We start from the raw sequence: 26391 nt of genomic DNA on the forward strand, positions 1-26391 counted from the left end.
TAATAACGGAAACGCTAAGCTAATTTCTAAAGAACAAACCGGCAAAGCGACTGCTGGATGTGTCCCGGACCGCGCCATCCTTGTCGCGGTAAATAAAATACGCTGCAAGTGATGGTTTGCCTTCAACAAATTGCAGCGCATCCCTGAGCCCCATAACCATCAGGGCATTGTCATAAGCATCGGCGGTGATAGCATCTTTCGCGAATACTGTAACCGCTATGAGTTCGTTGCTGATGCTATAGCCGGTCCGTGGATCAAAGAGATGGGAGATCTTTTTTCCCTTGCTTTCATAATATCTCCGGTAGTTGCCTGAAGTAGTGATGGCACCGCTGTCAATCACCAGCACGCTTTGCATCATGCCCTGGTCGCGCTCACCACGAACCGGTGACTCGATGCCCAGTTTCATCTTTTCATTTCCTGGTTTGCGGCCCTTTACCCTGATCTCTCCGCCCAGTTCTACAACATAATCAGTAATGCCATAAGCGTCGAGAAGGTCAGCCAGCATATCTACTGAATAACCCTGCGCAATGCCGTTGACATCGATCATTACACAGGCCTTGTCCTTTTTTAACACGTCACCCTGCAACTGCAGGTGCCGGCTGCCCACGCATTTCAATAACTTCTTTATTTCTTTTTTTGTGGGAACCGATTCGTCGGGCTTTGCTCCAAAACCCCAGGCCTCTGTAAGCGGCAATACCGTGATATCAAACCGGCCACCCGTTTCTTTGGAAATGTCGAGCGCTTTGGAAACAACGTTCTGCAGGTGGTTGTCAATTGGCAAACCCGTTGGAGAAGCGTTCCACCTGTTGATCAGCGAGCCTGCTTTGTAAATGGATAAGGATTCATCAAGACGATTAAGCAGGCTGTCAATCGTTGCTTTTTTTACTAAGGAGTCATTTGCGTAATACGTAATGCTGTAGGTTGTTCCCTGCGCCCTGCCGTTTATCTGGATACGTTGCACTTCTAATGAACGAAATGAAAAACCCGAACAGAGAATAACAAATAATACAAATCTGGTCACGTGGTAAAATTAAGCGGAACGGAACTTGCATCCAAATAACACCGTGACCAACGGCTGTTGATACACGGGTCTGTCACCTAGCTAATGTTCGTTGGCAATCAGACAAAACGGGCAGCGCTTAGCACTTCAACCAGCCTGTAATGCTCATGCGTTGCCTGTTGCTGAGCAATACCTCATGTGGGAGCTCGCTGCTTCTGAAAAATACGCTTTTGCCGTTGTTGGGTGATATATTCTCCATGTGGTTTTCGTGATGGATCCTTAGCTCACCACCATCACCCGGTTGCCATTCATCATTCAAATACATGATCATGGAATATTTCCTGCTGTCATTTCCCTGGAACTGGTCGATATGTTTTTTATAAAAACTTCCCTCCTCATACATGGTATAATGAAATTCATAGCTGGTAATACCGGTGTAGCAGCTTTCATTCAGGTAGATGATAAATGCATCCATCAGGTCAAAAAAACTGTTTTCATGTACATCATTATGCTTACGATCGAGCCAGTAAATAACATCATTCCTGAAGAGATCATTATGCCTGACTCTGGCTGCCGCGCCCATTCCGCCAGGTTGCATACTCTTGTTGCTGTGAAGACCAACGAGGTTTTGCCTGAGATGAAACGCAAGTGATTTGTTTAAAAAGTTTTCGGCGATTCCTATTTTGTTTTCTATGAAGCTGCTGATGAGGGTGTTGAAGATCTTTTCCAATAAGTTAGTTGAGAGAGTGACTTGTGTTTCGGGTGAAGATAGGACTTAAACTTCAGCATCATTCCTGAATGCACTTAACGCCTGCTCCGGCCGTTTATAGCGAAGCAATCCCATAGGAATTTTATTTGTCATCCTGGCGATATAGGTATCAGTCAGGGGCTTAACAAAATGATCGTTTACATAGTAAGTGGCGATATTGCCCAGAAAATCATTCATTGAACCGATAACTTTCCGGTCGTTATCTGTTGAATGATACTCCACCTGTTGATTTTGATGAAACCATTCCGTTACATCGGGGTTATTGAAAACATTTTCTTCTTCGAGCTGGGAACGCAAGGCGTTGATAAAAAATGCAGACAGGTCCTTCAGGTCTTTTTTCAGGATGTTCTGGCGTACTACGCAGAATAAGGTGAGCTTATTGGTAAACAAGATACATTTCCGGTGCTTATGGTTGAACAGATCTGCATTCCATTTACTCAGTGGATGAATGGGTCCCGGATCATTCATTTCAACGATCGCCTCTTTCCCGATAAACAACCTGAGCTTGTTTGAACAAAAAATATGTATCATTTGAATTGTTACTAATTAGCGTCAATTGTCAGAAATACACAAAATACAATTTTATCACCCTACGCATATAGTTACAAAGCCATCAATGCAATGTTGATCATTAATAAGTTTCTCAGGTTCTCACAAAAAGATCAACCCGGTAATTGCCTGGGTTGATCCTTTTGGTAACCGGTTTAACTTTTGTAAAACCCGGTTAATTTTGGTAACCGGGTTGAACTTTTTTTAGCGGCTCGATCCCGCATTGGTAATAAACCTAGTCTAGCCGGAAAGAAATTTTGCAATTGCAACCATAGGTCGTCACTTTGCCATCTTTCACATGGGCCTTGATGTCCTGGACATACACCGAATCAATATTCCTCACTGTTTTTGATGCTTCAGCGACTGCTTGTTGAATAGCATCATCAATACCTTTTTCTGACGAAGCGATAACTTCAATAACTTTTACAATTGGCATACTCATTCGTTTTTTTTGTTTACAATATTTGTTGAGATAGTGGTGAAGCAGGTTGCCGGTAGGGTTTAAAAGTGGAGAATACTTTATAAGCAATGTTTCCAGGGAAGATAGATGATGAAGCAACTACGGCCGGAAGAAATGGGAGAGCAAAGACATGGAAGACCTGTAACCGCTGCAGGCTAAAGGTACGGAAGATGGATGTGACTGTGCGTTCGCTTTGTTGAAATTCTTTTGTTAGCAAACCTCAGGACCTTCCCGGCAAGCTCGTCTCACACCGCTGCCTACCCCTGTTGATCAACCACGACAAAGCCCCGGTTGACCATAGCGCCCACAGGATCAGGACCGGCTGAAAGAATAGCCTGATCAGCCTTTTACGGTCGGTGTCAAGACCGAAAGCATCGATGCCGTTCGTATACTGAGAAATGTTACCGGGGAAAATGAGGACAAAAAACAACGCCAGCAGGAGCCCCACTTTAATTTTATGCCTGGTAAGAAATATCATGGCTAAACCCAGCCCTATCTCAACGATCCCGGAAGCAATGACTACAAAATCCATAAAAGACGCACTATCAGGCAGCCACCTCGGTACCTGGGCTAAAAATTCCTTCCTTTGGAAGCTCATGTGACCAATACCGGCAAACGTCATGAACAGCCCAAGAACGATCCTGAACCCGTTTTGAATCTTTGACGTTTTGTTATTTGACTCGTTGATGATCATTGCGCGGGTTTGTATGTTTTCGGACTCCGGCAGATGGAGGTTTGCTGATATCAAGTTAGTCATAAATTCATCCGGGAACATCATTTTCTGAGACAACTATAGTCCTGCAACATCATTTTCTCAAACAGCCGGTGCGCTGGTAACATTAATTGACTAAAAGCAATCCATTCGTATCAATAATTTACAGAACTTAGAAGATCTCCCGAAACCAGAAAGACCCCGGCAAATTCAGAACTGACCGGCCCCGTATAAGTTATACGTGTTAAACCGACCAGGCTCCGTGTTCATAAAACTAAACCCTACTGATAAATGAACGAGATCCTCCAACCAACATCAATTACCGAAAGACACCGCCTGCTAGACGTACTTCGCGGCTTTGCCCTGATGGGTGTGTTGTTTGCCAATATGGCGACCCATTCCGGATTCTTTTTCCTGGTCGGAAAGAGCCGGGAAGCACTTGGCCTGACGCGGGCGGATCATATAGTTGAGTGGGTGGAGCATTTCCTGATCGATGGAAAATTCTACTCCCTGTTTTCTATGCTTTTCGGGATCGGCTTCGCTTTACAGATGAAAAGAGCCGCAGCCTTTGACGTCAACTTCACTGCACGTTTCCGGCGAAGATTGCTCATCATGTTTGTGTTCGGCCTGCTACACGCCATATTTTTATATGTTGGCGATATTCTTACAGTCTACGCGCTGACAGGTTTTTTGCTTATCCTTTTTCGCAACGCCTCCAATAAGTTCCTGTTACGCAGCTCCTTCGTTTTGCTTTTGTTACCGGTGATCCAATACGCTGTGTTCTGGGGAATGAATCTTGCGAATCCGCCGGCACCAGTTGTACAGCCACCATCAGAAGGACCCAGCTTTTTCGACATCCTGATCAAAACATACCAGGCCGGGTCGTTTGTTGATATCGTTATGAACAACGTCGGCGGCCTGATCTTTGGCAGGTACCCCGATCTTTTTTTCACCGGTAGATTCTTCAGGGTACTCGCTATGTTCCTGGTTGGGCTCTATATTTCCAAAAACATGCTCTATGCAAATGTGGTATCAAACCGGCCTTTGATTCGCAAGGTTATGATCTGGGGAGCCGTCATTGGTATACCATGTAATATCATACTGGCAAATATGATGACTACAGATGCATATTACAATCTTGAGCCAATGGGAATTATTCAACCCCTGGTCTATGCATACGGAGTACCGGCCCTTTGCCTGTTTTATGCCTCGGCTATTGCGCTTTTGTATGAAAACCACCGTTGGAAAAAAGTATTAAATGTGTTCGCACCGGTGGGCCAGCTTGCATTGACCAATTACCTGATGCAATCGGTTATCTGTGTGTCTATTTTTATGAGCTATGGCCTTGGACTTTATGCGAAGGTACCCCCGGCAAAACTGTCCTTGATGGCTGTAGTCATTTATACAGTACAGGTAATTTACAGCCATATCTGGATAAGGCATTTTCATTTCGGCCCCATGGAATGGTTGTGGAGAACACTCACTTATGGGAAGTCACAACCCTTTATTAAAAAAAGATCAGGTACCACTAATTAACCAATTTTTTGCCTCATCGATATTGTCAAAGATGTTGATCGCGAGTTTATTCTTATCAACTTTATAAGATATACTTTCGACGGCAACTTTATTAAAATAATGGTCCGGTTTGATGATGGCCAGCGTTTGAAAGCCAAATGTAGTGGCTCGTGGCAGGAAATGCATGTCCAGCCATTCCTGGTCCTCTTTGCCAATAAGCACCATGTCTTTGATATTGGCAAGCACCCTGGTTGCGTTGTGTTTGATCAATGTGTTGAGCATTAATTCGGTTCCTTCCTTGAACTGTGCACTGGTAGCATAGCCGTTCCATTCCATTACCACGCAGTTTATGTCGGCATCAAAATAAATATTATAAACTTCCACAATCAGCTTTGTTTTTTCTTTGAAGATTTCGCATGTTTATTATAATCGAGGCATAATTCTATCCAGTAATCCAACTCCTTTTTTGTTTTTGTCTGAGCCTCGTCGACATGAACAAAACCGCGGTACTCGCGTCCTTTCATCATCACTGTGCGGGTGCCGTTTTTTGATAAGGCTTCGTCATGAAGCCGGGGATCAATGCGGCACATAATCCGGTTGCTTCCAACGTTGATGCACATTTTACCATTTACCATGAATGCCAGACCGCCGAACATTTTTTTTTCTTCCAGCTTTGGCAGATCAGCAAGCGCAACACGTATCCTGTTTGCCAGTTTTTCGTCGTAAGCCATAAACGAATCCAGGTATTAAACATGTTGATCAAAAAGTATCTGGTTTCCATCCGGGTCCACCAGCATAAGGCTCGCAGGTCCTGTGGTTTTTTCATCAGCTTCTGTCAGTAACGGAACGCCTTTGCTTTTCAGGCTTTTCTGGATCGCCCTGACATCATCAAACTTTTCCACCTTTTTTGCATTTTCATCCCAGCCCGGGTTAAAAGTCAGGATCGTTTTTTCAAACATACCATGGAACAGGCCGATGAGGGCATTACCGTTTTTCATGATCAGGTAGTTCTTTTGAAGGTCGCCCCCAAAAGCCTCGAAACCCAATTTCTCATAAAATTCCTTTGAGGCTTTCAGATCTTTTACATTTAGACTGACTGAAAATGCACCTGGCTTCATAACGTCGTGTTTTGGAGTGATCGGGATCAATGATTCGGGTGTTAATTTACGATGATTATCTCCTGCCGTCAAAGCAAATGTTTTTGATCCTGCCAGGAAGGTGCCGGCAAATGCAAGGGCGATCTTTGATAACCATTTTCGTCTTGTTTGTTCCATAATAATCGTTTTAATTCTGATCAGCACATTTCGATTAGATTCTGATTTAACAACATTGGCCCCGCCGGGAGCGATCTCCAATTTGAAAACAGGCTGGCTTTACCCGCAAAGATCTATAGGCTTAACCGATAAAATCTGTATAAACCAATGTCATAAGATCTGGCAGAACTCCAGTCTTTCGCCATCCGGCCCGATAATATAAAAATATTTGCAGCCTCTCTGCCAGAAGTCCAAAAACACCGGCTTACTTTCAGGAATCAAAAAACCTTCCTGCTTGAGTACCCGGAATGTTTCATCAATATCATCGACATCAAAGGCGACATGATCGATACGACCGTTAGTCCTTTGCCTGATATTTGATAATTCCGGCTCAGGCATCTGGTACAATTCGATAATGATATCCCCAAGCTTCATCATGGACACCTTCCCCTGTTTGGCTTCATGCAAAAAAACGGAGCTCATCACATCTATGAAACCGAGTCGCTCATAAAAGGAGCGCGATCTGTCAATGTCCGTTATCGGAATACCAATGTGTTGAAGGCGATTTATCCTGAGATCCATATATGATGTTTATAACCCACTTATTTATACTCGTAATTGATCAGCCACTGGATCCCGTACTTGTCTGTAAACATTCCAAAATAAGCACCCCAGAATACTTTGTCCATAGGCATGGTTACGGTTCCACCTTCGGAAAGTTTCCTGAACAAATCGTCGGCTTCCGCTTCACTTGAAGGTTGAAGCGATAAAGAAAAATTATTTCCGGCAACAAAGGGTTTGCCTGAAAAATCCATATAGTCGCTCCCCATTAACACAACGCCATTCGGAGCTTCCAACCGGGCATGCATCACCTTTTTTTTGCCATCATCAGGCATGTTGTCGCCATGGGGGGTGTCTCCAAAACGTTGGATGGATAAATTGTCCGAGCCGAAAGCAGCTTTATAAAAATTGAAAACCTCCTCGGTGTTTCCGTCAAAATTTAAATAGGCTGTTATCATAACTTTATTTTTAAGGGTTGTAAAAACTAGTTTGCGGGCGCGGAAACCGGCTGTTGATCAAACCAACGGGCTGCGCGGGATGATCCGAAATATGCTTTGTCGGCCATCAACTCAGCGCTAGCCTCTGTATATGTGCCGGATGGTGCGGGACCTGAGAAAAAGTCTACGTTCACTTTTCCAACACGACCATCACCAAACTCGATATAGCAGGTGCCATTGCCTGCATAAGGCGCGGGTTGCAATCCGTTTTCATATTCAGCGATGATGGATGCCGCAGCTACCTTACCGGCACCTTCAGCAAAAACACCGGCTTTTGGCGTGCCTACACTGTTAACATCACCAATGGCATAAACGCCGGGATATTGGGTTTTAAGATTCGTTTTATCAACAGGGATCCATCCGTTTACGGTCATACCACTTTTTTCTACAACTTCAGGAACGCGGTGTTTTGGTATACCGAGAAACAGATCAAAAGGCATTTCGGTTCCGTCATCAAGCACCGCAATCTTGTCTCCTGGTTTGATCACTTTTACCACATGTTTAGGAATGAATTTGATATTACGTTCTGCAAATTCAATGAGCAGTGCTTTCGAAGTATCCGGTGAAGGAGGGATCGGCAGGCCGAAGGGCATAACGATGCTGATCTCACTTTGATCCCTGATTCCTCTTTTAACGAGGTAATCATGCATCAACAGCGCGGCTTCGCTGGGTGCAGGCGGGCACTTGAAGGGCGCCGAACAAACACCAACAATCACTTTACCGCCCTTGAAAGCAGGTAGGCTTTCCCTTAATTGTTCTGCCCCTTTCATAGAATAAAATTCGTTCCCACCTTCGTTGAGACCAGGTGTTGCATTCATATCATAATCTGCACCGAGTGCAATCACCAGCACATCTCCTGCAAATGCTCCATTCAGCGTGGTAACTTTTTTGGCGAGAGGATCAATGGCGGTAATCGCATCCTGCACAAACCTGATTCCTGGCTTTACTATTTCCGAATAATAGAGTCTCACCTGCTCAGGGGTTTTGTGCCCAAACATTACATCGAATTTCGAAAAGCCGAAGAAAAATGAGTCGTTTTTATCGATCAGCGTAAGATCAAGGTTATCTCCAAACTTTTCAGAAAGGATTGTGCTTAGTTCAAGGCCACCGAAGCCGGCACCAAGAACGATCACGCGTAGTTTCATGTTATGTTGTTTGTTGTTTTATCGTTGAAGAAACATCCAGCGTTGACCCTCCAGGTCCTCTGCCCTGTAGCGCAAACCTGGTCCACCGCTTTCTAATGGGGAAAGGATCACCGCCCCATTATTGTTTGAATGCTCATAGTGTTTTTCAATATCATCTACCAATACCAGGATCCCGTTGATGATATAAGGAACCTTGTAAAACTGCGCTGTTTCCTTACAAATTTCACGACGATGTTTCGGACTTTGGTAATCTGGCCCCGGGGTTGCCAACATAATTATTTCATCGCCGATCGAGATTTCACCGTGCGCCAGCATCCCGTTCTCGTCCACCATTTTTGTTTTCTCCGTGAAACCAAATACACGACATAACCAATCCATAGCCACTACTCCATCTTCATAAGAAAGCATCGGAATAACCTGTTGACCGTTAATCATAACAATTGCTTTGATTAATGTAATGAGGCGCCTGGATGGCCATAGGACAATTGGAAGGAATGTTAATCGATGGCAATAAAGATATCTACTTCTGCATTACTCCAGTCCCTGCTGCGCTCATCGTAAACTTCAAAATCTGCAGTGTATTTCCTGGGGATATCGGACCTCCAAATCTCTCTCCAGGCATTAGCCACACAATCCGGCATCCGCCCTTTTGCCCTTACCTGGTGGTAAGCACCGGCAGGTAACTTTAAGCCGGTGAGATCCTCCGGCACAGTGGTGCCTGGCTCAACCTTGCACCCGATAAAGTAAGTATACGGCTGGGTCCAGTCACCTTCATACTGGTGGTAAACCGCGAATATTTCCTCACTTATTTTACCGGGGATTTTTTGCTGGTATCCTTCCTTTTCAAATTGCTGCCACATGTTTCCACAGTCAATGGCAGACTGGCCTTTTGCATTGGTCGTTTTTCCCTTAAGTGCCAGGCCAATCAAATTGATCTCATCCATTTTGACTGTGTTCATATATGTGTTTATAAATATACTGACAATATTCCGGCCCGCTGGCTAAGAATTTGCTCCCGCGGCTGTAGCCGGCTGCTTCAGTCTTTCGACTAAAAGGACCGCCACAATTCCAGCCGTGTATGCTAACATATCGATCCACTCAAAATAATTCCCTAAAACGACATTTGCCACCCTGGATTTTCTCAGGCTGAGAAACCCAATTATATCCACATACTGCAGGAATTCGATCAGGTATGCAAACAACAAGACCGCGAGTGCTGCCTTCATAACACTGATGTCAAAAAAAGCCCTCACAAAACAGTACAGCATGATCACGACCAGGAAGTCGCCGATATACGGCCTTATTATCCGGTCATTGACATACAATGCAATAAGAATTTCCACAACCAGGAGGAAGAGTGCAAGGAACAGGTACCTTCCGTTAAATTTGCGCATGAGCATAAGCGTTAAACCAACCCTCAACCAGGCCAACCATCGTTCACCGGTCGCTTTCTGCAGGAGGAAAGGGTTGAGGTATTGTGAGACTAACTTACACAAAAGTTGTAATAAGTCACTGCCTAATGAAAAGGAGTAATCCGTTCCTAACAAAAAAAAGAGTAATCCGCTATCTAATATAAAAAGAAGTAATCCGCTGCCTAAAAAATAAACGGGTAATCCATTGCCAATGAAAAAGGACAACCACCGGCTGTCCCATTCGTATTTTTTGCTTTAACCCGGCCCGCGCAAAATGTGATGATGATGAAAGGCGGGATCATCATTCAGTTTCTTTGTCGTGCTGGTATCATTCCGTAATCGGGGTGTGAGTACTTACGGCAATCCTGTTCCAGGCGTTTATCATAACGATCGACAGGATAATTTCAGCTATTCTTTCCTCGCTGAAAAACTGCCTTGCCTGTTGGTAAGTGCTATCCGACAAACCATTTCTATGGATCAATGTCACTTCTTCCGTCATTGCCAACAGTGCCTTTTCTTCCTCTGAAAAAATGGTGGTCTCTTTCCAGGCACTAAGCAGAAATAACCGCTGTTGGGTTTCGCCGGATTTTAACGCCTCCTTCGTATGCATGTTAATGCAAAAAGCACACGAATTGATCTGCGATGCCCGGACCTTGATCAATTGCTTCTGAATAGGCGAAAGTGCAGATTTACTGATGGCCATTGATAACCCGAACATAGTTTTGTATGCTTCGGGTTTTGTCTTTTCGATGTTTACTCTTGTTTCCATTTATTTTATTTAATGGAACAAAGCTAACAGGTGGGAATAACGATTTTCTTAAACTGGTTTAAGAAAGTCTTTTGCTTTTTATTTCACTGAGATATTCCGGTGTCAATCCTAAAAACGAAGCAAGCAGGTATTGAGGTACCCGTTGAACAAACCCGGGATAACGTTTAGAAAAAGAAAGATAAAGTTCCTCCCGCGACATCTGGTATAAACTTTTTACCCTGAATTGATAAGCAGCGTGCGCTCTTTGATGAACCGACCTGAAGTATCTCTCCATCCGGGGAAATTGATTCAGCATTTTTTCGTGGGATAAATAATCAATGGCCAGCACCTCCGACTTCTCGACCGCCTGGATATAGAATTCCGCAGGCTGTTGCGATGAGAATGATGTGTAATCCGAGATCCACCAGTTCTCCAGGGCAAACTGAACGGTTTGCTCAACACCCTTTTCGTTTACAAAAAACATTCTCAAACATCCCTTGCTGACAAAGAAATTCCACTTGCAGATTTTGCCTTCCGTTAGCAGGTTTTTCTTTTTACCAGCTTCAATTATTTTGAAATAAGATAGTATTTCTGAGTAATCGTCTTCACCGATCGCAACGAATTTGGCTATATGCCTCTTCAGATTTTCCCCTGGACTTTGCATGTTATTCAGATTGCTGTTTTTTCTCTTCGTTATATTCTGTTTGCATCCGGGTCCAATAGATCCTGTCGTCTTCATTTATTTCACGTAGTACCTTACAGGGATTCCCTGCTGCAATCACATTTGGCGGGATATCTTTTGTTACCACGGAACCAGAACCGATTACGGTGTTATCGCCTATGTTTACACCAGGGTTGATGGTAACATTTCCCCCTATCCAAACATCATTCCCGATAGTTACCGGTTTACCAAATTCCAATGTTGAACGCCTGACCTCCGCATCTATCGGGTGTGCAGCAGTATAGATGGAAACCCTGGGTCCGAAAAAAACATTGTTGCCAATGGTTACCTTACATACGTCGATGATGATGCAATCATAGTTCGCAAAAAAGCTTTCACCTATCGCAATATGGCAACCGTAATCACAGCGGAAGGGCGGTTCGATGTGTAATCGCTCGCCCGTTCTTTCAAAAAGTTCTTTCAATAACTTTGTTCTTAAGCCGGTTTCTTCTTCCGTTGCCTGGTTAAATAACCTGGTAAGCCTTTTTGCCCTTGCAAAATCATTCGCCAGCTCCGGATCACCGGCTATATATAGTCTGCCTGAAAGCATCTTTTCTTTTTCAGTCATGTTTGAACAGTGTTTTTTTATGGGCGTAACCCTTTTATCAGATCCTTCCAGCCAATCGGCCTATTGTCCACTTATCAGTTTTTTCGCATACTCCATTTCTGAGCCACGGTGGGAAACCTTAAGATACGAAACCGATAAATGAGCTTTCTGAATTTCATTTGGATGAATGAAACTTAAAGTGATTCCGACAATTTGACTTATCCCTGATTGCTAAAATAAATTTGCTTCTGGTGGGATGATCCCCTGTAGCCTTAAATAAACAGCAACCTGGCCCCTGTGATGAGCCTGATGTTCGTAGGCGTTTTGCAAAAATTCATAGCGGGATTTTGACTGGTCCGACAGTTTTTTCTTTTGTCCCCACTTCTCAGAATTGAGCGATCCGATCGCCCTGATACAGTAATCGTAGCTCTGAGTGATGTAATATTTTACAGAATCTTTTGAATTCGAATTTGGCCGGCTATCAATATCAGCAAATGTAAATTCGGGCGGAGTTTGATCAGAAGCCATAAAGACAAGAAAACTATTGGTTACGGCCAAATGTATCATCTGCCCTGCAAACGTCATGACGCTATCTACCGGTTTGAAACCATATTGATCACCAGGCATTGCGTCAAGAAACCGGAGTGTATATGCCCTGGACCTGGTCCAATCCGTGATCATACCCTTTTTTATATCATCAATTGAAAAGGGTTGTGACATTGCAAGAAACGGAATAGCATAAAAAACAAAACAAACTGCAACCAGCTTGATGATCTTGTTCATACCTGACTTTTTTTGAATAAAAGAACATGTAATTGTATTTATCTTATGGTGCGGATCCAAAGTAGGGAAATAAATTCCGGGACTACTTCTGCACAGGATGGCCAAAGAACAGTATATAGCCATCAGCGTCCTGCACCTCGAATCCCACCAGGCCATCATCGCCATTATTCTCCTCTAACTTCGTGAAAAAAATTACATTACGGGATGAGAATTCAGCAGCCAGCGCGAAAGGATCCGTAACATACAGGTATGCATCCCACCGGGTAATTCCCTTTTTTATATCCCTAGTGTAATTGGGCACCGGATCGACACCAATGGCTTTCAGGATGATCATCGCAGCATTTCTTTGAACAATTCCGAAAAAAATATCATCTTCTGAAGGGCCTTGAAAGGTAATATCGAATCCGAGCTGGTCGCGGTAAAATGAGAGTGCGGCAGGTACGCTCCTTACAATAAAGAATGGTGCAATACCCTCGATTCTTGTCATATTCACCAGTTTCTACTTCTTAAATGTTTTCATCAATTCTTCGTAAGTATAGATATTGCCTCTTACAAAAAAGTTGTAAGCCCTGGTCCAGTAATCTCCTGGGGCAACTTACAAATAGTCTTTCATAAAAAAACACCGCTGGAACTAATGCCTGTTTATTAATGGACATTAACCAGCGGTGCAGGCATCGTATGATGCAGATGCGTCTTAAAATACTTATCGAAATTATGCCATGGACTCTGCCGGTTTGTACTTTCTCAGATCCATCCCAAAAGTTGCTTCAACTGCATTGAACCATTCGTCATCAGTCTGTGAATTCCAATCAACCCACTGCTCATCAGTCATGGATGCGCGCCAACTTAAAAAGGGAGCCGCGTCCGGTCCTACAGGATGTTTTAACTGCCAGCTATTGCCTTCAGCAATTGCCAGGATGGATTGAGCAACCAATGAAGGCGGAGTTTCCTGTTTAAGTGATTCAGAAAACAAATAGGAAAAACGAACCACCTGGGGATAGATAGAATCGCTGCAAACGGTGATGGCACGAGCCATTCGCGTATCAATAATCCCGGGCTCTACAAGATATACCTTGACATTATAAGGCTTCACTTCCTGCGCCAAAGCCTCAGAGATAGCTTCTAAAGCAAACTTGCTGGCAGAATAGCCGCCTAATGGGGAAATAGCAATCTTTCCCGCAACGGAACTAATATTGATAATGCAACCAGCTTTGTTTTTTCGCATCTGCGGCAGCACTGCCCTGACGCACCTGAGAACGCCAAAATAATTGGTCTCCATCAGGGCCCTGAGATCAGCAAAATCCATTTCTTCAATTGATCCATGTCGCTCGATGCCGGCGTTGTTTATCAGGATGTCTATGTCCCCGTGCTCCCTGACTATTTTTCCAATCTGCTCTTTGACAGAAGCATCGCTATCAACATCGATTTCATGAATGGTCACCGGTAATTTTTCTTCAGCGATAATTTTTCTTAAGGCAGTGTCGCCGGCGGGATTTCGCATTGTTGCAAAAACCTTATAGCCTGCGCGCCCGAATGCAAGGGCGGTTTCAAAACCGATGCCTCTGCTGGCGCCTGTGATTAATACTGATTTCATGCTGGTTGATTGAACTTGTGCTTACTCTGAATCGGTTTTCAGCTTACCCCGTTTGTTTGTGAAATCACATCGTTCACATGGGGCGCGGTGCTGCGAAAACCTGAGGAACTATCTTGTCGCAGGGATATGAAATATATACATTTTTTCTTATTTGAATGGCTTTTTTTTACAGGCGGCTATCACGACTTCATCGCATAAACTTCCGGGTTGTACAACTCCATATAGATCTCAGGCTTTGGCAATTTTGTAAATCCGTATTTTTCATATAGCCATTCTGCTGTTGAGGTCAATAAGATCCATCGTCTTAACCCCTGTAGATTTGGATGTCCCATAACAACTTCCATCAATTTCTTTGAAAGCCCAAGGCCCCGATATCTTTCTAACACATAGATATCGCCGAGGTACGCTATCGTTGAGAAATCAGAGATTACTCTTGCAAAGCCGACCTGTTTCTCCTGGTGAAATAGTCCGAAGTTTAAAGAATGCTCTATCGATGTTTTCACTTTTTCAAAAGGAATATTGTCGCTCCAGCCGGAGTGTTTTGATAGAAAGTCATGAATGGCTGCTATGTCCATTTTGCTTTTGTCTGTCGTGATCAGAAATTCGTCAAACCTTTTTTCAATCACTATCATTTTGATTTTTGTGGGTTATCCTGATTATGAAAAACAGCGCGTGGCAATGTTATGTATTTCTTTGATAACCAGTAATGGAAAACATCCGGGCAAACAGAGTTCCTGCGCTGACGGACAAGTGAAGCGATATTCAACAAATATTTATTGTTTTTCAATAAATATTTACTTATATTCGTGTCACAATCTATTAACATGAAAAAGAGAACAGAACTGATTTTATCGGTCTCCAGGTTCCTGGCACTGCTTGGTGGCATCTGGTATTCTATTCTTTGCGGCAGCCAGTTACTCACCCTCGTAGCAAGTTTTGTAAACCCCGATTGGGCGAAACGCACTTACGAAGCAGATCAGAACTTATTCAACATCCGGGAGCAAAGTGTTTGGTTTTATGTTTACGGCATGAGTTTAGTTATTGCCGTCTCAGCGATCAAAGCCGTGATCTGGTATGTGATTTTTGACTTGCTGTGGAAGCTAAAACTTCAAACCCCGTTTTCGATGGAAGTGGAAAAAAAGCTGGAGAAAATTGCTTACCTGTGGCTGGGTGTATGGGTTATAAGCAGTGTATTCTGGAAAATATATTCTTATTACCTGCTGGAAGCGACTGATAAACAATTACCAGCCAACAACACCGGGGATGAATATCTTTTTCTTGCTGGCATCATTTACATTATATCCCAGGTCTTCAAGCGGGGAATAGAAATTCAGGAAGAAAACCAGTTAACTGTATAATCTATGCCAATTACAATAAACCTGGATGTAATGATGGCGAAAAGGAAGATGTCATTAAACGAACTTTCAGAAAAAGTTGATATAACCCTTTCGAATCTTTCAATATTAAAAACCGGTAAAGCGAAAGCAATTCGTTTCAGCACACTCGATGCTATTTGTAAGGCTCTGAATTGCCAGCCCGGTGATATCCTGGAGCATGTGAAAAAGAATTAGAGACAATCATTCAACCTTTATGATAGTGGCTTGTCTCGCTATAATGCTCCACATATTGTTTTTATAAAGCCATACATGTGTAAACCGCCTGCTGACGGTCTTACCGGAATTCACCTGGCTCCCCTGGGGCATGATGATTTCACCACCCATAACCACGGCAACATTATCATTAAAAGTAATTTTCTCAATGTTTCTTTCGAAAGATTTATAGTTCAAACCTCCGGCCCTGAAAAGAGCTTTTGTACCCTCTACCGTTCCAACTACGTTTGCCGGCGAATTTATTATCATGGATGGTGACCAAATATTATTGAAAAGTGCGACGGAATCACTTTTTAAGACTGATTCTCTTTCGAGGTTTTCCAACCGTCTTATTTCAGCTTCCCTGCTGTCCTGGCCGAATGAGTCTGAAACACTGAATGATACCAAAGCTGAACTGATCAACGAAAAAATTAATTGTCTCATATCTGAAGATTTATTCGGTCAAATCTCCGGGTAATATTTTACGACATTGGGTAGAAAATGGACATTTTACCGCAGCTTCAGAATTCGTTCGGGAGCAGCGAGATGAATTTTTGTCCAATCTTCCGGTGTGAGCCCTGTGAAAGATTTGAATTCCTTCTCCATATGATGATAATCGGTATATCGGAATTCCTGTGCAATTGAGGACCATGAAATATTCGCATGATTGATCCTGTATCGGTATGCGTGGTTAAACCGCGACAGGCGAGAATATAGTTTTGGGCTGATGCCGATCTGGTCCGTAAAGTTCCTGTAGAATTGCCTGGAGCTCAGGCATGCCTGCCGGGCCACTTCCTCCAGGGTGAAAGAGGTAGGGTCGCGTAATAAGTGAAGTGCAATCTTTGCCATTGAACTTTTGCCTGGCAGTGAATGACATTTTTCCAGGATAAACTTCTCTGCAATCTCAATCATGGATAACAGGTCAGGCGCTGAAGCCATTTGGTCCCTTACATCCCTGACGGCTGTTCCAAAAAACAGCTCGGCATCATAACACTCGTGCGCCAGTTCCATCATTGGTAACCGTATCAACCTGTGGAGCACGCCGGGTTGAAGAAAAATAATAAGAGCGGAAAATTCCGGGCTCATCCGGATATTTTTTTGAGCACTTTGATGACTGAAAACTGATACCGGCGGCGGAGTGAGGATACTACCTGTTGCCGGGTTCTCAAAAACCGGTAAATCTTTCAGGTAAAAAACAATCTTCTGTTCAGGCTTTGGCGAACGTTGTTTGATGGGAACCGGCCCGCCCGCTTTAAATTGAAAATCTATGATCGTGTAGTTCCTGACAAATTCCCTTAGTGCCGGACCAGGGAGAAAACTTTCATACGTCATAAATTCGGGTTTAAAGTTTTGCCGGCATGTTTATTTCTATGCCAGGCTATTTTTGAACTTACTGAACCGGCTGAGCGGTTGTAAAGATCGGTTTTTGGCTTCTATGTTAGCCTGCTATTCCGAGTAATAAAGGGTAACCTACCATTGCTGAATCACAATGCCCAGTTGACTATCTTTCAAAGCAAACTCCCTGGCGCCCCAGGGACGAGCCGTGATCTCTTTTAGATTCGGGTGAAGAAATTGCGGATGTGAGTAAGACACTTTCTTATACACTTCTTCGATTTCATCGGTAACAAGCCTGAACTCAGGATGATGTTCTTTTGCGAGGCTTTCATCCTGAAAAAGGTTTATCCGCAAGCCATTTTTCTCTATTACACAAAAGGGATTACGGGAAGCCCGTTCATCGTGTGTAATTTTAAATCCAAGACAATCAATAAACAATGGTATTGCATCTTTGATATTCTTATAAAATACATTGGGTACTAACATCGTAAAATTCATGTCTAAAAGCTTTATTGGGTTAACATGATTGTAAATTCATCTCTAAAAGCTTTATTCGTTTAACGTTCTGGAACAGCAAATCATAGTTTAAGGCACATTTCAATCCAGCGCTGTGGCTATATAGATTTCGTGTTTATACTTTGGAGTAATAACCACTATATCCCTGGCAGTTCTATTTTGGATAGTTATCTTTAAATCCTTTTTATAGAAGGTTTCATTCTCCCGTTTATAAATTTCCTGTTCTTTATGCTCACAGTCTTCGTACTCCTTTTTTACAACCATTTTACCGGTACTCAGGTTGAAGTCTACCATTGTCCAGTACTCGCATGGTTTTCCATAGTTACTTGCGTACCCGATCAGATAAAATTCACCATTCTGGTAGCGATACTTATCTGTGTGCCCCCATTTCCAGCTGCTGCCGCCGCTATGACTTATCTTCAAAACTCCATTTACTATTTCCATTTCACCAAAGGGATCTCCCATCATACCTCCGTCGCGACTGCCATACAGCGCCTGACGCGATCTTTTCCAAACCGTCCACTTTTCATTTTGCCGTTTGTAGATGACCAGCTCGCGTGGAACACTTTCATATTCGTCATCTTCTTTTTTAGTGTTATAAGCCACTACAAGTTCTGCCTTTGAATCATTGTCGAGATCGCCGGAAGCCGTATCAACAATGTTATAATTTACAGGAATGGGAACATCCTGCCCGGATAGATCGCGGCTTATAAACAGAAAGGCGATGATTACCAGTATTGATTTCAACATGTAAGGGCTAAGGAGTTTCGCGAGTGCAACTGACGGCAGCGGGGTTTACTTGTTTGATTTAGTGTCGGCAGGTTCCCACAACTCAATCTTGTTGCCTTCGGTATCCATGATATGAATAAATTTCCCATAGTCATATGTGGCAATATCATCGAGGATGGTCACACCGTTTTGTTTAAGTTTCTCCACCAGTTTTTCCAGATGCTGTACCCGGTAATTGATCATGAAATCTTTTTTGGAAGGAGAAAAATATTCATCTCCTTTTTTAAAAGGGCACCATTGAAACGAGTTTACCTCCTCAGGTCTGTCAACATCCCTGGATTCGAAACTTGCTGAACCCCATTCATTAATATCCAGACCCAGGTTGTTTGCGTACCATTGTTTCGTTTCTTTCGGATTGTCCATAAAAAAGAAAATACCGCCAATCCCTGTCACCTTTGGTGTTTGATCGGCAGGTGAAGCCGGGGTTTCTGTTAGCTTTTTATTGTCTTCCATTTTATTAATTATTTATTTTCCTGGTTGAAAATAGGACGAAGAATTCCTGCCGCCATTTTTGACAATTTCGAGTCGTCGTTTCATCTCCTCTGCGATCGCTGAGTCTTCCTTACGTGCATAAATTTCCGATAGTGCAATTAGTGAATTAATGTCGTTAGCGTCTATACTTTCGACCTTCCTGAAATAAGGAAGCGCCTGGCCAAACATACTCATGATCTGATCTTTAAGCGCCTTCCTTTTGTCTATACCCTGGACTGAAAAATCGTCCGCGTTCAAATTAAGCTCCTGCGTAAGTATAGCAGCCTTATTGTAATATAAGGACCCAACTCCATAATTGGCCCCGGGGTTTTCAGGATGCTTCGATAAGGCAATCGAGTAGGACCTTTTTGCCTTCTCAAAATATGTATTCGCTGTTTGCTCATCCCTATTATTATATGCTGATTGCGATAAATTATCGTATACATTCCCGGTTGTTACATACAGTTCGATATTGTCAGGTTCCAGCCTGATAGCCTGCTCCATACTGGCAATAAGTTCCTCAAGTTTACCGGCTTTCAGGTAAGCATTAACTTCCGCAAACAGCAACCCGGTATCATTTGGAAATTTTTTGCGCCCTTCTGAGAGTATGATCGCTGCGCCTGGTTCATCTCCCAAAATTCCTTTACAATGGTAAATTCCTTCATACACCCCTGGCCGATCTGTTCCGCCCTCAAGCAGTTTGTTGTAAAGAACCATGGCCTCAGGGCACCGATTGGCCTGGACGGCAGCAACGCCCGCAACATACATCAGCTCCTCCAGTTGTTTGGGTTCGTCCAGTAGACTCTCGAGCCCGGCTTCCTTAAGCATGGCATGACTTTCAAGGGCAGCAGATATCGAAAAAAACGATTTTTCATATTCCCTTCCTTCGTACTTTTTTACCCCTATATTCAGCAGGTGGCCCTGGACCTCGCCAATCCCCTTGATGGCACCTGATTTTTCAATTTCTACCCGGGACGATCTGTACGCTTTTTTATATGCGTCAAAAGCAGTGAGGGCATCGTTCTCACTGATCATGGTTGTTTTTGGATCAACTTGTCGCTTCTCCATATCGCTTTGCACCCGGGCAAGGTAGATATGGCCTTTCATCAACCACGCGGACGCAAGTGGGTGTGCTTCCGTGGTGATCAGAGATTGCTCAATCAGCTTCCTGGCCTCTTCTAATTTTGCGATATTCCTGAGTGGATCGTTTCTATAAGCGGAAAGTGCTTCGCCTGCGGCCTTAGTGATAGTGATACCATCCTGTTGCCCTGGCGATCGTTGCGCCGAGAACAAGATCAACACAATGCAAAGCAAAACTTTGTTCATATCCAGTTCCTGTTTAGTGGCGATAAAAAAGCCGGGATTTTCAGAGGGAACCGGGGACTTTCAAATGTAGAAATAGTATTTGAGATTTACTTGATCGCTACGATTTGCCTCAATATCCGAAGCCATAAATTTTCCTTTTTCGCATTTTAAGTAATATCCGGCCAAAATATATGATCAATAGAAAAAGCAAAATCCCCATTGCAACTGTATGCTTACTACTCAGATAGAGGAGCAAAATTATTCCGGGAATAACATAAATGTAAGACTGACGCCCGAACACCGGCACGAAACCCAAATCATCATCCTGCACCAATTCGACTTCGGTAATATATTCCAAAATAACCTGTTCAATTCGCAATCGCTCTTGCTCAGGAGAAACCAGGCTCAAATGGTTGATAAAGTTCAGCATGGACTTTCTATGAAAATAGATCCATTTCTCCGGTGGAATATTATCAAAAGCGGATGTTATTCTTTCCAGCAGGTTGCTGGTTGAAGTTTCATACATAAACATAGCGTTTGGAACATTCTATTCACCAATACAGCCCCGGCAATCTTTCTGTTGAGTTTCCGACTACTTATTATCAAGTTGTTCTGCCAGCCCAATAAGAAGCCCTTCAACCCCGCGAATATAGCATAGCCGGTATGAGTTTTCGTATTGAACCACTTCGCCCACCAACTCGGCGCCATGAGGAACGAGCCTCGCGACCATCTCATCTATGTCTTCAACAGCGAACATGACCCGCAAGTAGCCAAGTGCATTAACAGGCGCAGTACGGTGATCCGAGAGAACGGGTGGGGAAAGAAATCGCGAAAGCTCCAGGCGGCTATGTCCATCCGGGGTAACCATCATTGCAATCTCTACGCGTTGTGAGCCCAGCCCGGTAACGCGGCCTGCCCATTCACCTTCAATCATTGCCCTTCCCTCAAGCTTCAATCCTATTTCGGTGAAAAAAGATATCGCCTTATCAAGCGATTCTACAACAATGCCCATATTGTCCAGTCGTAGCAATCTATTGTTCGTCATAATCTTTAGAATTGTCCGCTACTTTGTACCGTTGGAAATCACCTGTTTTATTTCACTGATGTTTACCACGGGCTGAATATTCGTGTAATTTTTAAAGTCACTAACAACAGCTTCCCTGTTTTTTGCCACTGCATTATTATATTCCGCAACATCGCTGATATAAAAATAACCGATAGCTAAGAAAGGAACTTTTTCATTTGGCGACCTGCCGGCTATTCCCTTGTCAATTTCATAAAACTTTAAGTTTTTGCCTAAAAAGCCTGCTACCATAGGCATGTGTTTCTTTTCATAATAATCCATATCAAACGTTTTACCGTCGCCGTTAGGATACAGTACCGCTACTTTGAACATTCCAGCAGTTGGAGTTGATGGATTACTTACCTGGCTGGTTTTGCAGCTCAACAGACAGATGCATATGAAAAGCAGTGAGAAGAATCTAATTTTCATTGGCATATATAATTGTATTAGGGTTTGTGTTTGTTAGATAATTTATTTCCACAACAGTTAAACCAACTTTCTATAAATTTCGTTTGTTACTTTCTATCGCTATGAACTCTGGTAAATAATTTGGAGTACATCCTCTCGATACTATCTGATCTCTGTAAAGTCCTGTTCTCTGGCCGAGAGCGACACACCGGTTTCGATACTGTTTATCGTAAACTCCGATCCAACCGGCAGTAAAATTCATGGCCCATTGGACTTCCGGAACTTCAGTAGCAATATCTTTTTCAATCGCTGAAAGCAGCTCGGGCGTATCTCCTGGTGGGGCCTGTCCTGTCCATCTTAGTCTCCCCTGATAGTACCAATAGGTGCGTCTTTGAAGTGAGGAAGGACTATTTTTCCATGATTGAATCAGCGTGACGGTCTTTTTATCCCTGGTAAGCTGGTTGGCCATTAGCCAATCCATCAGCTGAATTCGCTCCTCAAAAGGATGAGTCTGTATGTCATTATCAAGCTTATCAATTAAATCCTGGGAAAGAAGTTTGTTGTCCATGATTAAGATAGCCAATTGCCTGGGCAAAAACGCTCCGGCTGACCACAGTTCCATCGCCAGTTTGTGATCCTTTTTGATATCCTTACCTATTTTCCTTAAGTCTCCTAACCTGGTGTTAGCATTGATCTGAGCCAGGATTTTTTCAGCTTGTGAAGAGAGTTTCATATCTATCATTTGCTTTTGAGACAAATAAAGACGTCTTATCTTAAATAAATGCTCTGTTTACTTTGCTAAAGTAAGGACTTCAGTTGCCCGGGGTGTAGATAATGTGGAGCTTTTTTTCTGCTTATATTTCTCAATTATATTTTGGATCAAATTCGACAATCCATTCAATGCCATACTTATCTCTGAAACAGCCAAAATATGAACCCCAGGGACTGTCTCCGATTGGCCCTTCTATTTGTCCCCCGACAGAAAGACCGTTAAACAGCTTGTCGGCCTCTTCTTTACTTTCCGCACTGATAACAATTTTGCTTCTGTTTTCATTTTCATTTGTTGTTCCCATACTTTCAGGAACATCATTTGCCATCAACATATTCGTTTTACCGATAGGCAAAGCAATATGCATAATCTTATTTTCTTCTTTCTGCGCTACCGGAAATTCAGCGCTTGCAAGGTCCTTGAAACGGATAACTTTTGCAAACTCTCCGCCAAATACTGACCTGTAGAAGGTGAATGCTTCTTCGGCATTCCCGTTGAAATTAATGTGAGGATTGATTATGGCCATGGTTATTAAGGGATTTTGTGAGCTTTAAACCTACAGCTTTAGCATGGAATAAATGAGGGATGATCGCGCCAAAAAAGAGGTTGATTGCGCCAAAGTTTTCATAAATATGTAATCTACGCGGGTGCTCTGGGTGAAGATGGTGCGACCAATGTACGTTGCCACTCTTCATCGATTTGCTTCAGGTCTGGATCAGGATAATTAATGTCCGATTCATTAAATTCTCTCTTTTCCACGTCGATCAACAAACAAAGTAACTCGTCAACCGCAGATAAATTAACGGTCATTGATTGAACAGCATTCATCCTGAGATTAAGACCGTAATCTTCTGCAATTGAAAATGATGGACTTGCTTTATGAGTTACGGAATATGTAAACATGTGAAAGTGTATTCTGAAATTGTACAAATCAGCAAAGAGACGAACCAGGTTTACCTCTCCTTTCGTATTAATTTCTAATTTATCCGGGTAGACAGTATTGATATTCGAAACGATTTGTCCTTTCAGTTTTTCATATTTCCCTTCATCCATGTCTGCCAGGAATTCACCTTCCCTGAAATATTGAAAGTCAGTCAGTTTTTTTATGTACTGAATTCTTTTTAGGGGTTTATTGTTTTTTGAACTTGAATAAAAATCTATCGCCGTATGATCCTTATCATTCTGGTAGGGAGTTTGAGATTCGGACCTTACATTGTTTTTGATAATTCCGAAACCTTTAAAAAGCTGTTCCAATTGCAATCTGCGGGATTGCGCCGGTAAAGAATCCTTTATGCCCGTTCCTGCACTCCAGAAGCAATCGTAATCTAAAGCTTTGTATAATAGATCCCTGGCAGTAAGCATATTCTTAATTTACGTTTAGATAGGCCCTGGCAATTAAAGTGATCATCATAGCTATATTATGCAAGTTAGCCGGTGCGGCGATATTTGTTGTTAACTCAAATTATGCAAATCAATTCATCCGGAATTATCCCAATTCAACCCGTTACCATTGAGTCTGCGGGAATCTGACCTTTAGTTTTGAAAAAAAACTATATGCAAAAAAGGGTATTCTACAATCCTAAAGTAAAGGACAAAGTGACTGTTTTAAAAACTGCGGATGAAACAGGTAATGACCACATCCTTGTGGAAGTGGAATTAGCGCCCGGTGGTGGTACCCCAAAGCATTACCATACTTCGTTTACGGAAACATTTATTCCAGTAGAAGGCGAATTGGGAGTCGACGTAGGAAAAAAAAGCTACAGGCTTCGATCGTCCCAGGAAGCAGTAGCGAGGCCGAAAGAGATCCATCGTTTTTATAACCCAGGGAAAGAAACCATTCGCTTCCATGTCAGGATCAGCCCAGCAGAAAATAGGTTTCTTGAAAGTCTATGGTTAGGCTACGGACTCGCCGACGACGGATTATGCAATAACCAGGGTATTCCTAAACGGTTCGATCATCTCGCGGTTTTGCTGGAGCATTCAGATAGCCGCTTCACCGGTTTTATTGGCATTATTGAACCATTCCTCTTACGACGTGCCCGGAAAGCAAGAAAAAGAGGCGTAATGAAAGAATTAATAGAACGCTATTGTAACTGATGAATAAAAATGCGACGAGTGTACCAAATTTCGTCTGATTTGTAGAAGCCTGGTCGAGAAAAAAAAAGAAAAACCACCGGGTCAGACGCAATACCTAACGACTATTAAAATTTTAAGCCATCACTACATGTTAGGCATTAACCAGTCATATGAGTAGCTCCGCCCATTGCAACCCGCCTGGCAATTGCCGTCGACTGAATTCAATGTGAATAACCCGTCGTCGTTGGTTATTAGTAGTTTTCGCCGATGAGTGCAAGAGCAAAGGTTTCATGATCATAGCTCCCCCGCGCGGAACCCCGCAGTCAACAACTTCTGTATCCCAGTTGATAGTCTCCGGCCGGTATACGCCCTTCAAATGAGAACCTGGGACATGCCTGATGAACCTTGCGCGATTCCTGAAACCAGTGATGTCCGTTTTACTTGTATTTTTCATACTCAAAAGTTACAAGCCATGGTCCATACATCATCTTAGTGGGCAAACCTTCGTCATTTGACTCGTAGGAATAGTTGCTAAAGGAAGGCGTGCCAAAAGATTGATCCTGGTTAACCGGGGCATAATAATTTACAGCAATGAAGTTATTGGGGGATGAGGATGAGTAAGAATGGTAATTGTTGTCCCAGAAGAAACTCGGAGGCAACCCGTTCACCGCTTTTATAAAATTTATTGAATTATCAAAGGATAGCCATTCATATTTCATTTTTTGTTTTGGGTTAGACCATAGTATATTACCCGTTATACTGGTGAGGTTATTGCTGCCGTTATAGGCAAACACGTATCGAAAATCTACTTTATTCGAAGAGTCTGTCTTTTCAATCATGTTACCTGTGTTATCATATTTATAAAAACTGTGGGATTAAATCGTGTTGTCGCTGCGATAGTTAGTACGTTTCACAAGCAAATTCTTGTTGTTGTATTCATAAAGTAGATATCCTTTGGCGCCTCCTTCACTTATGGACAATTTGCTACACAACCCATCAGTGTACTGGAAATCGTAGTATCCCGTATCAATTTGGCTTTCCGACACGAGTAGCCTACCAGGGACGTCAGTAAAATAAAGAGCATAAATTGCTTGTTCATTAGGTTTTATGTTTAGGGTATATAATTGCCAGTATTGGCGAAGGCGGAAAGACGGTGGTGTCATGTTTGACCTGATGCTTACCTGGCCTTTTATCAAGTGCCTTGTTAACGGACGTTTTTTCCGCTATCTCAATGCGAAGGGACAATCGCCTTGCCAATGCATGTTATAGGCAGGCCCGATCATTGAGCAAATGAAGTTGCCAACTTTCTAAGATAGATCTCGTACTCATCCTCTGATATCCATGACATTGCCGTTCTATGTCCAGCATTATCGCTGTGAGCATAAAACTATTCACCGCTATCAACACTCCCGTGCAGCAACCCGTTCCTGGCCGCATTTGCTTCTGGTCTGACGTCAATCTATGGTATCTTTTCGAATCAACTTGATGTATTTATGATTTCTACCTGTCCAAAACGAGTTCTGAAGATACTTACGATTGTCATGGTTTACGACCTGAAACCACAGTTCGCTACTGTCAGCAAATGCCAACTTCACTTCTCCAATATCCCATCTGTGGTACTCCCACTTACCTTTGCCGAAACTTCTAACGCTGTCAAGATTTGCAAGTTCAAATGTATTGTCCGGATAAAGCCTTAGTGTAACTTGTATGGTACTGTCAAGGGCATATGTAATCGGCAATTAGTAATCCACAGTTTTTAGCAAATAAGAATACAGAGTTTTTGGCAACAAGCATGCAGAACTTT

General features: G+C 42.9%; 39 protein-coding genes. 5 read left to right on the top strand and 34 right to left on the bottom strand.

The genetic code is table 11. The annotated features are described in order from the left end of the window. Positions 1-19: 19 nt before the first annotated feature. From ACX0G7_RS24590 to ACX0G7_RS24610, 5 genes are all read right to left on the bottom strand, one after another. Positions 20-1021: an FAD:protein FMN transferase gene (locus ACX0G7_RS24590; RefSeq protein ID WP_458926188.1), complete on the bottom strand. Its 1002-nt coding sequence runs from the start codon at positions 1019-1021 to the stop codon at positions 20-22. Positions 1022-1139: 118 nt separating this feature from the next. Beyond that, complete coding sequence (locus tag ACX0G7_RS24595; RefSeq protein ID WP_458926189.1) at positions 1140-1730, bottom strand: 2OG-Fe(II) oxygenase; 591 nt, start codon at positions 1728-1730, stop codon at positions 1140-1142. Positions 1731-1775: 45 nt separating this feature from the next. Beyond that, positions 1776-2300 carry a DUF6933 domain-containing protein gene (locus ACX0G7_RS24600; RefSeq protein WP_458926190.1) on the bottom strand — a complete coding sequence of 175 codons (525 nt, stop codon included), beginning with the start codon at positions 2298-2300 and terminating at the stop codon, positions 1776-1778. A 253-nt stretch (positions 2301-2553) separates the two neighbouring features. Then, complete coding sequence (locus tag ACX0G7_RS24605; RefSeq protein WP_458926191.1) at positions 2554-2754, bottom strand: dodecin family protein; 201 nt, start codon at positions 2752-2754, stop codon at positions 2554-2556. A 244-nt stretch (positions 2755-2998) separates the two neighbouring features. Next, the gene (locus tag ACX0G7_RS24610; RefSeq protein ID WP_458926192.1) at positions 2999-3535 is read right to left on the bottom strand and encodes a DoxX family protein; all 537 of its coding nucleotides are present in this window, start codon (positions 3533-3535) and stop codon (positions 2999-3001) included. Between the two features lie 246 nt (positions 3536-3781). On the opposite strand from ACX0G7_RS24610, the gene ACX0G7_RS24615 reads away from it, so the two are divergent. Next, on the top strand, positions 3782-5026 hold the full coding sequence (locus ACX0G7_RS24615; protein WP_458926193.1) for a DUF418 domain-containing protein: 1245 nt from the start codon (positions 3782-3784) through the stop codon (positions 5024-5026). Here ACX0G7_RS24615 and ACX0G7_RS24620 read toward each other — a convergent pair. The 16 genes from ACX0G7_RS24620 to ACX0G7_RS24695 form a co-directional block, all read right to left on the bottom strand. Then, complete coding sequence (locus ACX0G7_RS24620) at positions 5009-5389, bottom strand: hypothetical protein (RefSeq protein WP_458926194.1); 381 nt, start codon at positions 5387-5389, stop codon at positions 5009-5011. The genes ACX0G7_RS24615 and ACX0G7_RS24620 overlap by 18 nt on opposite strands. Positions 5390-5391: 2 nt before the next feature. Then, positions 5392-5736, bottom strand: coding sequence for a TfoX/Sxy family protein (locus ACX0G7_RS24625; RefSeq protein WP_458926195.1), 345 nt, complete (start codon positions 5734-5736; stop codon positions 5392-5394). 15 nt (positions 5737-5751) lie between these two features. Continuing rightward, positions 5752-6279, bottom strand: a complete 528-nt coding sequence (locus ACX0G7_RS24630) for a VOC family protein (RefSeq protein ID WP_458926196.1) — start codon at positions 6277-6279, stop codon at positions 5752-5754. 150 nt (positions 6280-6429) lie between these two features. Then, positions 6430-6840: a VOC family protein gene (locus ACX0G7_RS24635; RefSeq protein ID WP_458926197.1), complete on the bottom strand. Its 411-nt coding sequence runs from the start codon at positions 6838-6840 to the stop codon at positions 6430-6432. A 20-nt stretch (positions 6841-6860) separates the two neighbouring features. Next, entirely contained in the window at positions 6861-7277 is a 417-nt protein-coding gene (locus tag ACX0G7_RS24640; protein WP_458926198.1) for a VOC family protein, read from the bottom strand. Positions 7278-7303: 26 nt separating this feature from the next. Further along, positions 7304-8461 (bottom strand): NAD(P)/FAD-dependent oxidoreductase, encoded by a 1158-nt coding sequence (locus ACX0G7_RS24645; protein WP_458926199.1) that lies wholly within the window; start codon positions 8459-8461, stop codon positions 7304-7306. A gap of 18 nt (positions 8462-8479) precedes the next feature. Next, the gene (locus tag ACX0G7_RS24650; protein WP_458926200.1) at positions 8480-8896 is read right to left on the bottom strand and encodes a VOC family protein; all 417 of its coding nucleotides are present in this window, start codon (positions 8894-8896) and stop codon (positions 8480-8482) included. A 62-nt stretch (positions 8897-8958) separates the two neighbouring features. Next, positions 8959-9420 carry a GyrI-like domain-containing protein gene (locus ACX0G7_RS24655; protein ID WP_458926201.1) on the bottom strand — a complete coding sequence of 154 codons (462 nt, stop codon included), beginning with the start codon at positions 9418-9420 and terminating at the stop codon, positions 8959-8961. Positions 9421-9462: 42 nt separating this feature from the next. Further along, entirely contained in the window at positions 9463-9855 is a 393-nt protein-coding gene (locus ACX0G7_RS24660) for a ribosomal maturation YjgA family protein (RefSeq protein WP_458926202.1), read from the bottom strand. Between the two features lie 346 nt (positions 9856-10201). Beyond that, the gene (locus tag ACX0G7_RS24665; protein ID WP_458926203.1) at positions 10202-10642 is read right to left on the bottom strand and encodes a carboxymuconolactone decarboxylase family protein; all 441 of its coding nucleotides are present in this window, start codon (positions 10640-10642) and stop codon (positions 10202-10204) included. Positions 10643-10700: 58 nt separating this feature from the next. Continuing rightward, entirely contained in the window at positions 10701-11285 is a 585-nt protein-coding gene (locus tag ACX0G7_RS24670) for a Crp/Fnr family transcriptional regulator (RefSeq protein WP_458926204.1), read from the bottom strand. A gap of 1 nt (position 11286) precedes the next feature. Beyond that, positions 11287-11910 (bottom strand): sugar O-acetyltransferase, encoded by a 624-nt coding sequence (locus ACX0G7_RS24675; RefSeq protein WP_458926205.1) that lies wholly within the window; start codon positions 11908-11910, stop codon positions 11287-11289. 210 nt (positions 11911-12120) lie between these two features. Then, a complete protein-coding gene (locus tag ACX0G7_RS24680; RefSeq protein WP_458926206.1) occupies positions 12121-12672 on the bottom strand; it encodes a DinB family protein in 552 nt (183 codons plus the stop codon). An 82-nt stretch (positions 12673-12754) separates the two neighbouring features. Next, a complete protein-coding gene (locus tag ACX0G7_RS24685; RefSeq protein WP_458926207.1) occupies positions 12755-13159 on the bottom strand; it encodes a VOC family protein in 405 nt (134 codons plus the stop codon). Positions 13160-13384: 225 nt separating this feature from the next. After that, complete coding sequence (locus ACX0G7_RS24690) at positions 13385-14266, bottom strand: SDR family oxidoreductase (RefSeq protein ID WP_458926208.1); 882 nt, start codon at positions 14264-14266, stop codon at positions 13385-13387. A gap of 179 nt (positions 14267-14445) precedes the next feature. Next, on the bottom strand, positions 14446-14898 hold the full coding sequence (locus ACX0G7_RS24695; RefSeq protein WP_458926209.1) for a GNAT family N-acetyltransferase: 453 nt from the start codon (positions 14896-14898) through the stop codon (positions 14446-14448). 192 nt (positions 14899-15090) lie between these two features. Here ACX0G7_RS24695 and ACX0G7_RS24700 point away from each other — a divergent pair, with 192 nt between their 5' ends. Both ACX0G7_RS24700 and ACX0G7_RS24705 read left to right on the top strand, forming a co-directional pair. After that, positions 15091-15624, top strand: a complete 534-nt coding sequence (locus tag ACX0G7_RS24700) for a DUF2975 domain-containing protein (RefSeq protein ID WP_458926210.1) — start codon at positions 15091-15093, stop codon at positions 15622-15624. 3 nt (positions 15625-15627) lie between these two features. Further along, positions 15628-15837 carry a helix-turn-helix domain-containing protein gene (locus tag ACX0G7_RS24705; protein ID WP_458926211.1) on the top strand — a complete coding sequence of 70 codons (210 nt, stop codon included), beginning with the start codon at positions 15628-15630 and terminating at the stop codon, positions 15835-15837. 6 nt (positions 15838-15843) lie between these two features. Here the strand turns inward: ACX0G7_RS24705 and ACX0G7_RS24710 are convergent, their stop codons facing one another. The 6 genes from ACX0G7_RS24710 to ACX0G7_RS24735 form a co-directional block, all read right to left on the bottom strand. Beyond that, positions 15844-16299 carry a nuclear transport factor 2 family protein gene (locus ACX0G7_RS24710; protein ID WP_458926212.1) on the bottom strand — a complete coding sequence of 152 codons (456 nt, stop codon included), beginning with the start codon at positions 16297-16299 and terminating at the stop codon, positions 15844-15846. 66 nt (positions 16300-16365) lie between these two features. Continuing rightward, positions 16366-17187 carry an AraC family transcriptional regulator gene (locus ACX0G7_RS24715; protein WP_458926213.1) on the bottom strand — a complete coding sequence of 274 codons (822 nt, stop codon included), beginning with the start codon at positions 17185-17187 and terminating at the stop codon, positions 16366-16368. 138 nt (positions 17188-17325) lie between these two features. Continuing rightward, positions 17326-17688: a VOC family protein gene (locus ACX0G7_RS24720; RefSeq protein WP_458926214.1), complete on the bottom strand. Its 363-nt coding sequence runs from the start codon at positions 17686-17688 to the stop codon at positions 17326-17328. Between the two features lie 99 nt (positions 17689-17787). Further along, positions 17788-18456, bottom strand: a complete 669-nt coding sequence (locus tag ACX0G7_RS24725; protein ID WP_458926215.1) for a hypothetical protein — start codon at positions 18454-18456, stop codon at positions 17788-17790. A gap of 45 nt (positions 18457-18501) precedes the next feature. Next, on the bottom strand, positions 18502-18948 hold the full coding sequence (locus ACX0G7_RS24730; RefSeq protein WP_458926216.1) for a VOC family protein: 447 nt from the start codon (positions 18946-18948) through the stop codon (positions 18502-18504). Positions 18949-18960: 12 nt separating this feature from the next. After that, positions 18961-20292: a tetratricopeptide repeat protein gene (locus ACX0G7_RS24735; protein WP_458926217.1), complete on the bottom strand. Its 1332-nt coding sequence runs from the start codon at positions 20290-20292 to the stop codon at positions 18961-18963. Positions 20293-20500: 208 nt separating this feature from the next. Between ACX0G7_RS24735 and ACX0G7_RS24740 the strand changes: the two genes are divergently transcribed. After that, entirely contained in the window at positions 20501-20785 is a 285-nt protein-coding gene (locus ACX0G7_RS24740; protein ID WP_458926218.1) for a hypothetical protein, read from the top strand. A 78-nt stretch (positions 20786-20863) separates the two neighbouring features. Here ACX0G7_RS24740 and ACX0G7_RS24745 read toward each other — a convergent pair whose 3' ends face one another. From ACX0G7_RS24745 to ACX0G7_RS24765, 5 genes are all read right to left on the bottom strand, one after another. After that, on the bottom strand, positions 20864-21316 hold the full coding sequence (locus tag ACX0G7_RS24745) for a VOC family protein (RefSeq protein ID WP_458926219.1): 453 nt from the start codon (positions 21314-21316) through the stop codon (positions 20864-20866). Positions 21317-21334: 18 nt separating this feature from the next. Beyond that, complete coding sequence (locus ACX0G7_RS24750; RefSeq protein WP_458926220.1) at positions 21335-21667, bottom strand: EthD family reductase; 333 nt, start codon at positions 21665-21667, stop codon at positions 21335-21337. 166 nt (positions 21668-21833) lie between these two features. Further along, a complete protein-coding gene (locus tag ACX0G7_RS24755) occupies positions 21834-22475 on the bottom strand; it encodes a DNA alkylation repair protein (RefSeq protein ID WP_458926221.1) in 642 nt (213 codons plus the stop codon). A 130-nt stretch (positions 22476-22605) separates the two neighbouring features. Then, positions 22606-23037 carry a VOC family protein gene (locus tag ACX0G7_RS24760; RefSeq protein WP_458926222.1) on the bottom strand — a complete coding sequence of 144 codons (432 nt, stop codon included), beginning with the start codon at positions 23035-23037 and terminating at the stop codon, positions 22606-22608. A gap of 113 nt (positions 23038-23150) precedes the next feature. Next, the gene (locus tag ACX0G7_RS24765) at positions 23151-23873 is read right to left on the bottom strand and encodes a hypothetical protein (protein WP_458926223.1); all 723 of its coding nucleotides are present in this window, start codon (positions 23871-23873) and stop codon (positions 23151-23153) included. Positions 23874-24065: 192 nt separating this feature from the next. Between ACX0G7_RS24765 and ACX0G7_RS24770 the strand changes: the two genes are divergently transcribed. Further along, on the top strand, positions 24066-24608 hold the full coding sequence (locus ACX0G7_RS24770) for a cupin domain-containing protein (protein WP_458926224.1): 543 nt from the start codon (positions 24066-24068) through the stop codon (positions 24606-24608). A 145-nt stretch (positions 24609-24753) separates the two neighbouring features. Here the strand turns inward: ACX0G7_RS24770 and ACX0G7_RS24775 are convergent, their stop codons facing one another. Both ACX0G7_RS24775 and ACX0G7_RS24780 read right to left on the bottom strand, forming a co-directional pair. After that, a complete protein-coding gene (locus tag ACX0G7_RS24775) occupies positions 24754-25041 on the bottom strand; it encodes a phytanoyl-CoA dioxygenase family protein (RefSeq protein ID WP_458926225.1) in 288 nt (95 codons plus the stop codon). Further along, positions 25025-25426 carry a hypothetical protein gene (locus tag ACX0G7_RS24780; protein WP_458926226.1) on the bottom strand — a complete coding sequence of 134 codons (402 nt, stop codon included), beginning with the start codon at positions 25424-25426 and terminating at the stop codon, positions 25025-25027. The genes ACX0G7_RS24775 and ACX0G7_RS24780 overlap by 17 nt, the downstream gene beginning before the upstream one ends. Between the last annotated feature and the right edge of the window lie 965 nt (positions 25427-26391).

The sequence above is a fragment of the Flavitalea antarctica genome, from assembly GCF_054461535.1.

Excerpts from the sequence above, each read along its gene's own strand:
- ACX0G7_RS24770 (WP_458926224.1), top strand. The coding sequence starts at position 24,066 with ATGCAAAAAAGGGTATTCTACAATCCTAAAGTAAAGGACAAAGTGACT.
- ACX0G7_RS24705 (WP_458926211.1), top strand. The coding sequence starts at position 15,628 with ATGCCAATTACAATAAACCTGGATGTAATGATGGCGAAAAGGAAGATG.
- ACX0G7_RS24625 (WP_458926195.1), bottom strand. The coding sequence starts at position 5,736 with ATGGCTTACGACGAAAAACTGGCAAACAGGATACGTGTTGCGCTTGCT.
- ACX0G7_RS24685 (WP_458926207.1), bottom strand. The coding sequence starts at position 13,159 with ATGACAAGAATCGAGGGTATTGCACCATTCTTTATTGTAAGGAGCGTA.
- ACX0G7_RS24715 (WP_458926213.1), bottom strand. The coding sequence starts at position 17,187 with ATGACGTATGAAAGTTTTCTCCCTGGTCCGGCACTAAGGGAATTTGTC.
- ACX0G7_RS24680 (WP_458926206.1), bottom strand. The coding sequence starts at position 12,672 with ATGAACAAGATCATCAAGCTGGTTGCAGTTTGTTTTGTTTTTTATGCT.
- ACX0G7_RS24635 (WP_458926197.1), bottom strand. The coding sequence starts at position 6,840 with ATGGATCTCAGGATAAATCGCCTTCAACACATTGGTATTCCGATAACG.
- ACX0G7_RS24750 (WP_458926220.1), bottom strand. The coding sequence starts at position 21,667 with ATGTTCAAAGTAGCGGTACTGTATCCTAACGGCGACGGTAAAACGTTT.
- ACX0G7_RS24630 (WP_458926196.1), bottom strand. The coding sequence starts at position 6,279 with ATGGAACAAACAAGACGAAAATGGTTATCAAAGATCGCCCTTGCATTT.
- ACX0G7_RS24760 (WP_458926222.1), bottom strand. The coding sequence starts at position 23,037 with ATGGCCATAATCAATCCTCACATTAATTTCAACGGGAATGCCGAAGAA.
- ACX0G7_RS24675 (WP_458926205.1), bottom strand. The coding sequence starts at position 11,910 with ATGACTGAAAAAGAAAAGATGCTTTCAGGCAGACTATATATAGCCGGT.
- ACX0G7_RS24615 (WP_458926193.1), top strand. The coding sequence starts at position 3,782 with ATGAACGAGATCCTCCAACCAACATCAATTACCGAAAGACACCGCCTG.
- ACX0G7_RS24700 (WP_458926210.1), top strand. The coding sequence starts at position 15,091 with ATGAAAAAGAGAACAGAACTGATTTTATCGGTCTCCAGGTTCCTGGCA.
- ACX0G7_RS24755 (WP_458926221.1), bottom strand. The coding sequence starts at position 22,475 with ATGAAACTCTCTTCACAAGCTGAAAAAATCCTGGCTCAGATCAATGCT.
- ACX0G7_RS24775 (WP_458926225.1), bottom strand. The coding sequence starts at position 25,041 with ATGAAAAATACAAGTAAAACGGACATCACTGGTTTCAGGAATCGCGCA.
- ACX0G7_RS24655 (WP_458926201.1), bottom strand. The coding sequence starts at position 9,420 with ATGAACACAGTCAAAATGGATGAGATCAATTTGATTGGCCTGGCACTT.
- ACX0G7_RS24695 (WP_458926209.1), bottom strand. The coding sequence starts at position 14,898 with ATGATAGTGATTGAAAAAAGGTTTGACGAATTTCTGATCACGACAGAC.
- ACX0G7_RS24665 (WP_458926203.1), bottom strand. The coding sequence starts at position 10,642 with ATGGAAACAAGAGTAAACATCGAAAAGACAAAACCCGAAGCATACAAA.
- ACX0G7_RS24720 (WP_458926214.1), bottom strand. The coding sequence starts at position 17,688 with ATGAATTTTACGATGTTAGTACCCAATGTATTTTATAAGAATATCAAA.
- ACX0G7_RS24640 (WP_458926198.1), bottom strand. The coding sequence starts at position 7,277 with ATGATAACAGCCTATTTAAATTTTGACGGAAACACCGAGGAGGTTTTC.
- ACX0G7_RS24725 (WP_458926215.1), bottom strand. The coding sequence starts at position 18,456 with ATGTTGAAATCAATACTGGTAATCATCGCCTTTCTGTTTATAAGCCGC.
- ACX0G7_RS24660 (WP_458926202.1), bottom strand. The coding sequence starts at position 9,855 with ATGCGCAAATTTAACGGAAGGTACCTGTTCCTTGCACTCTTCCTCCTG.
- ACX0G7_RS24765 (WP_458926223.1), bottom strand. The coding sequence starts at position 23,873 with ATGCTTACTGCCAGGGATCTATTATACAAAGCTTTAGATTACGATTGC.
- ACX0G7_RS24690 (WP_458926208.1), bottom strand. The coding sequence starts at position 14,266 with ATGAAATCAGTATTAATCACAGGCGCCAGCAGAGGCATCGGTTTTGAA.
- ACX0G7_RS24735 (WP_458926217.1), bottom strand. The coding sequence starts at position 20,292 with ATGAACAAAGTTTTGCTTTGCATTGTGTTGATCTTGTTCTCGGCGCAA.
- ACX0G7_RS24600 (WP_458926190.1), bottom strand. The coding sequence starts at position 2,300 with ATGATACATATTTTTTGTTCAAACAAGCTCAGGTTGTTTATCGGGAAA.
- ACX0G7_RS24650 (WP_458926200.1), bottom strand. The coding sequence starts at position 8,896 with ATGATTAACGGTCAACAGGTTATTCCGATGCTTTCTTATGAAGATGGA.
- ACX0G7_RS24645 (WP_458926199.1), bottom strand. The coding sequence starts at position 8,461 with ATGAAACTACGCGTGATCGTTCTTGGTGCCGGCTTCGGTGGCCTTGAA.
- ACX0G7_RS24610 (WP_458926192.1), bottom strand. The coding sequence starts at position 3,535 with ATGACTAACTTGATATCAGCAAACCTCCATCTGCCGGAGTCCGAAAAC.
- ACX0G7_RS24740 (WP_458926218.1), top strand. The coding sequence starts at position 20,501 with ATGCTTACTACTCAGATAGAGGAGCAAAATTATTCCGGGAATAACATA.
- ACX0G7_RS24710 (WP_458926212.1), bottom strand. The coding sequence starts at position 16,299 with ATGAGACAATTAATTTTTTCGTTGATCAGTTCAGCTTTGGTATCATTC.
- ACX0G7_RS24670 (WP_458926204.1), bottom strand. The coding sequence starts at position 11,285 with ATGCAAAGTCCAGGGGAAAATCTGAAGAGGCATATAGCCAAATTCGTT.
- ACX0G7_RS24730 (WP_458926216.1), bottom strand. The coding sequence starts at position 18,948 with ATGGAAGACAATAAAAAGCTAACAGAAACCCCGGCTTCACCTGCCGAT.
- ACX0G7_RS24745 (WP_458926219.1), bottom strand. The coding sequence starts at position 21,316 with ATGACGAACAATAGATTGCTACGACTGGACAATATGGGCATTGTTGTA.
- ACX0G7_RS24605 (WP_458926191.1), bottom strand. The coding sequence starts at position 2,754 with ATGCCAATTGTAAAAGTTATTGAAGTTATCGCTTCGTCAGAAAAAGGT.
- ACX0G7_RS24780 (WP_458926226.1), bottom strand. The coding sequence starts at position 25,426 with ATGATTGAAAAGACAGACTCTTCGAATAAAGTAGATTTTCGATACGTG.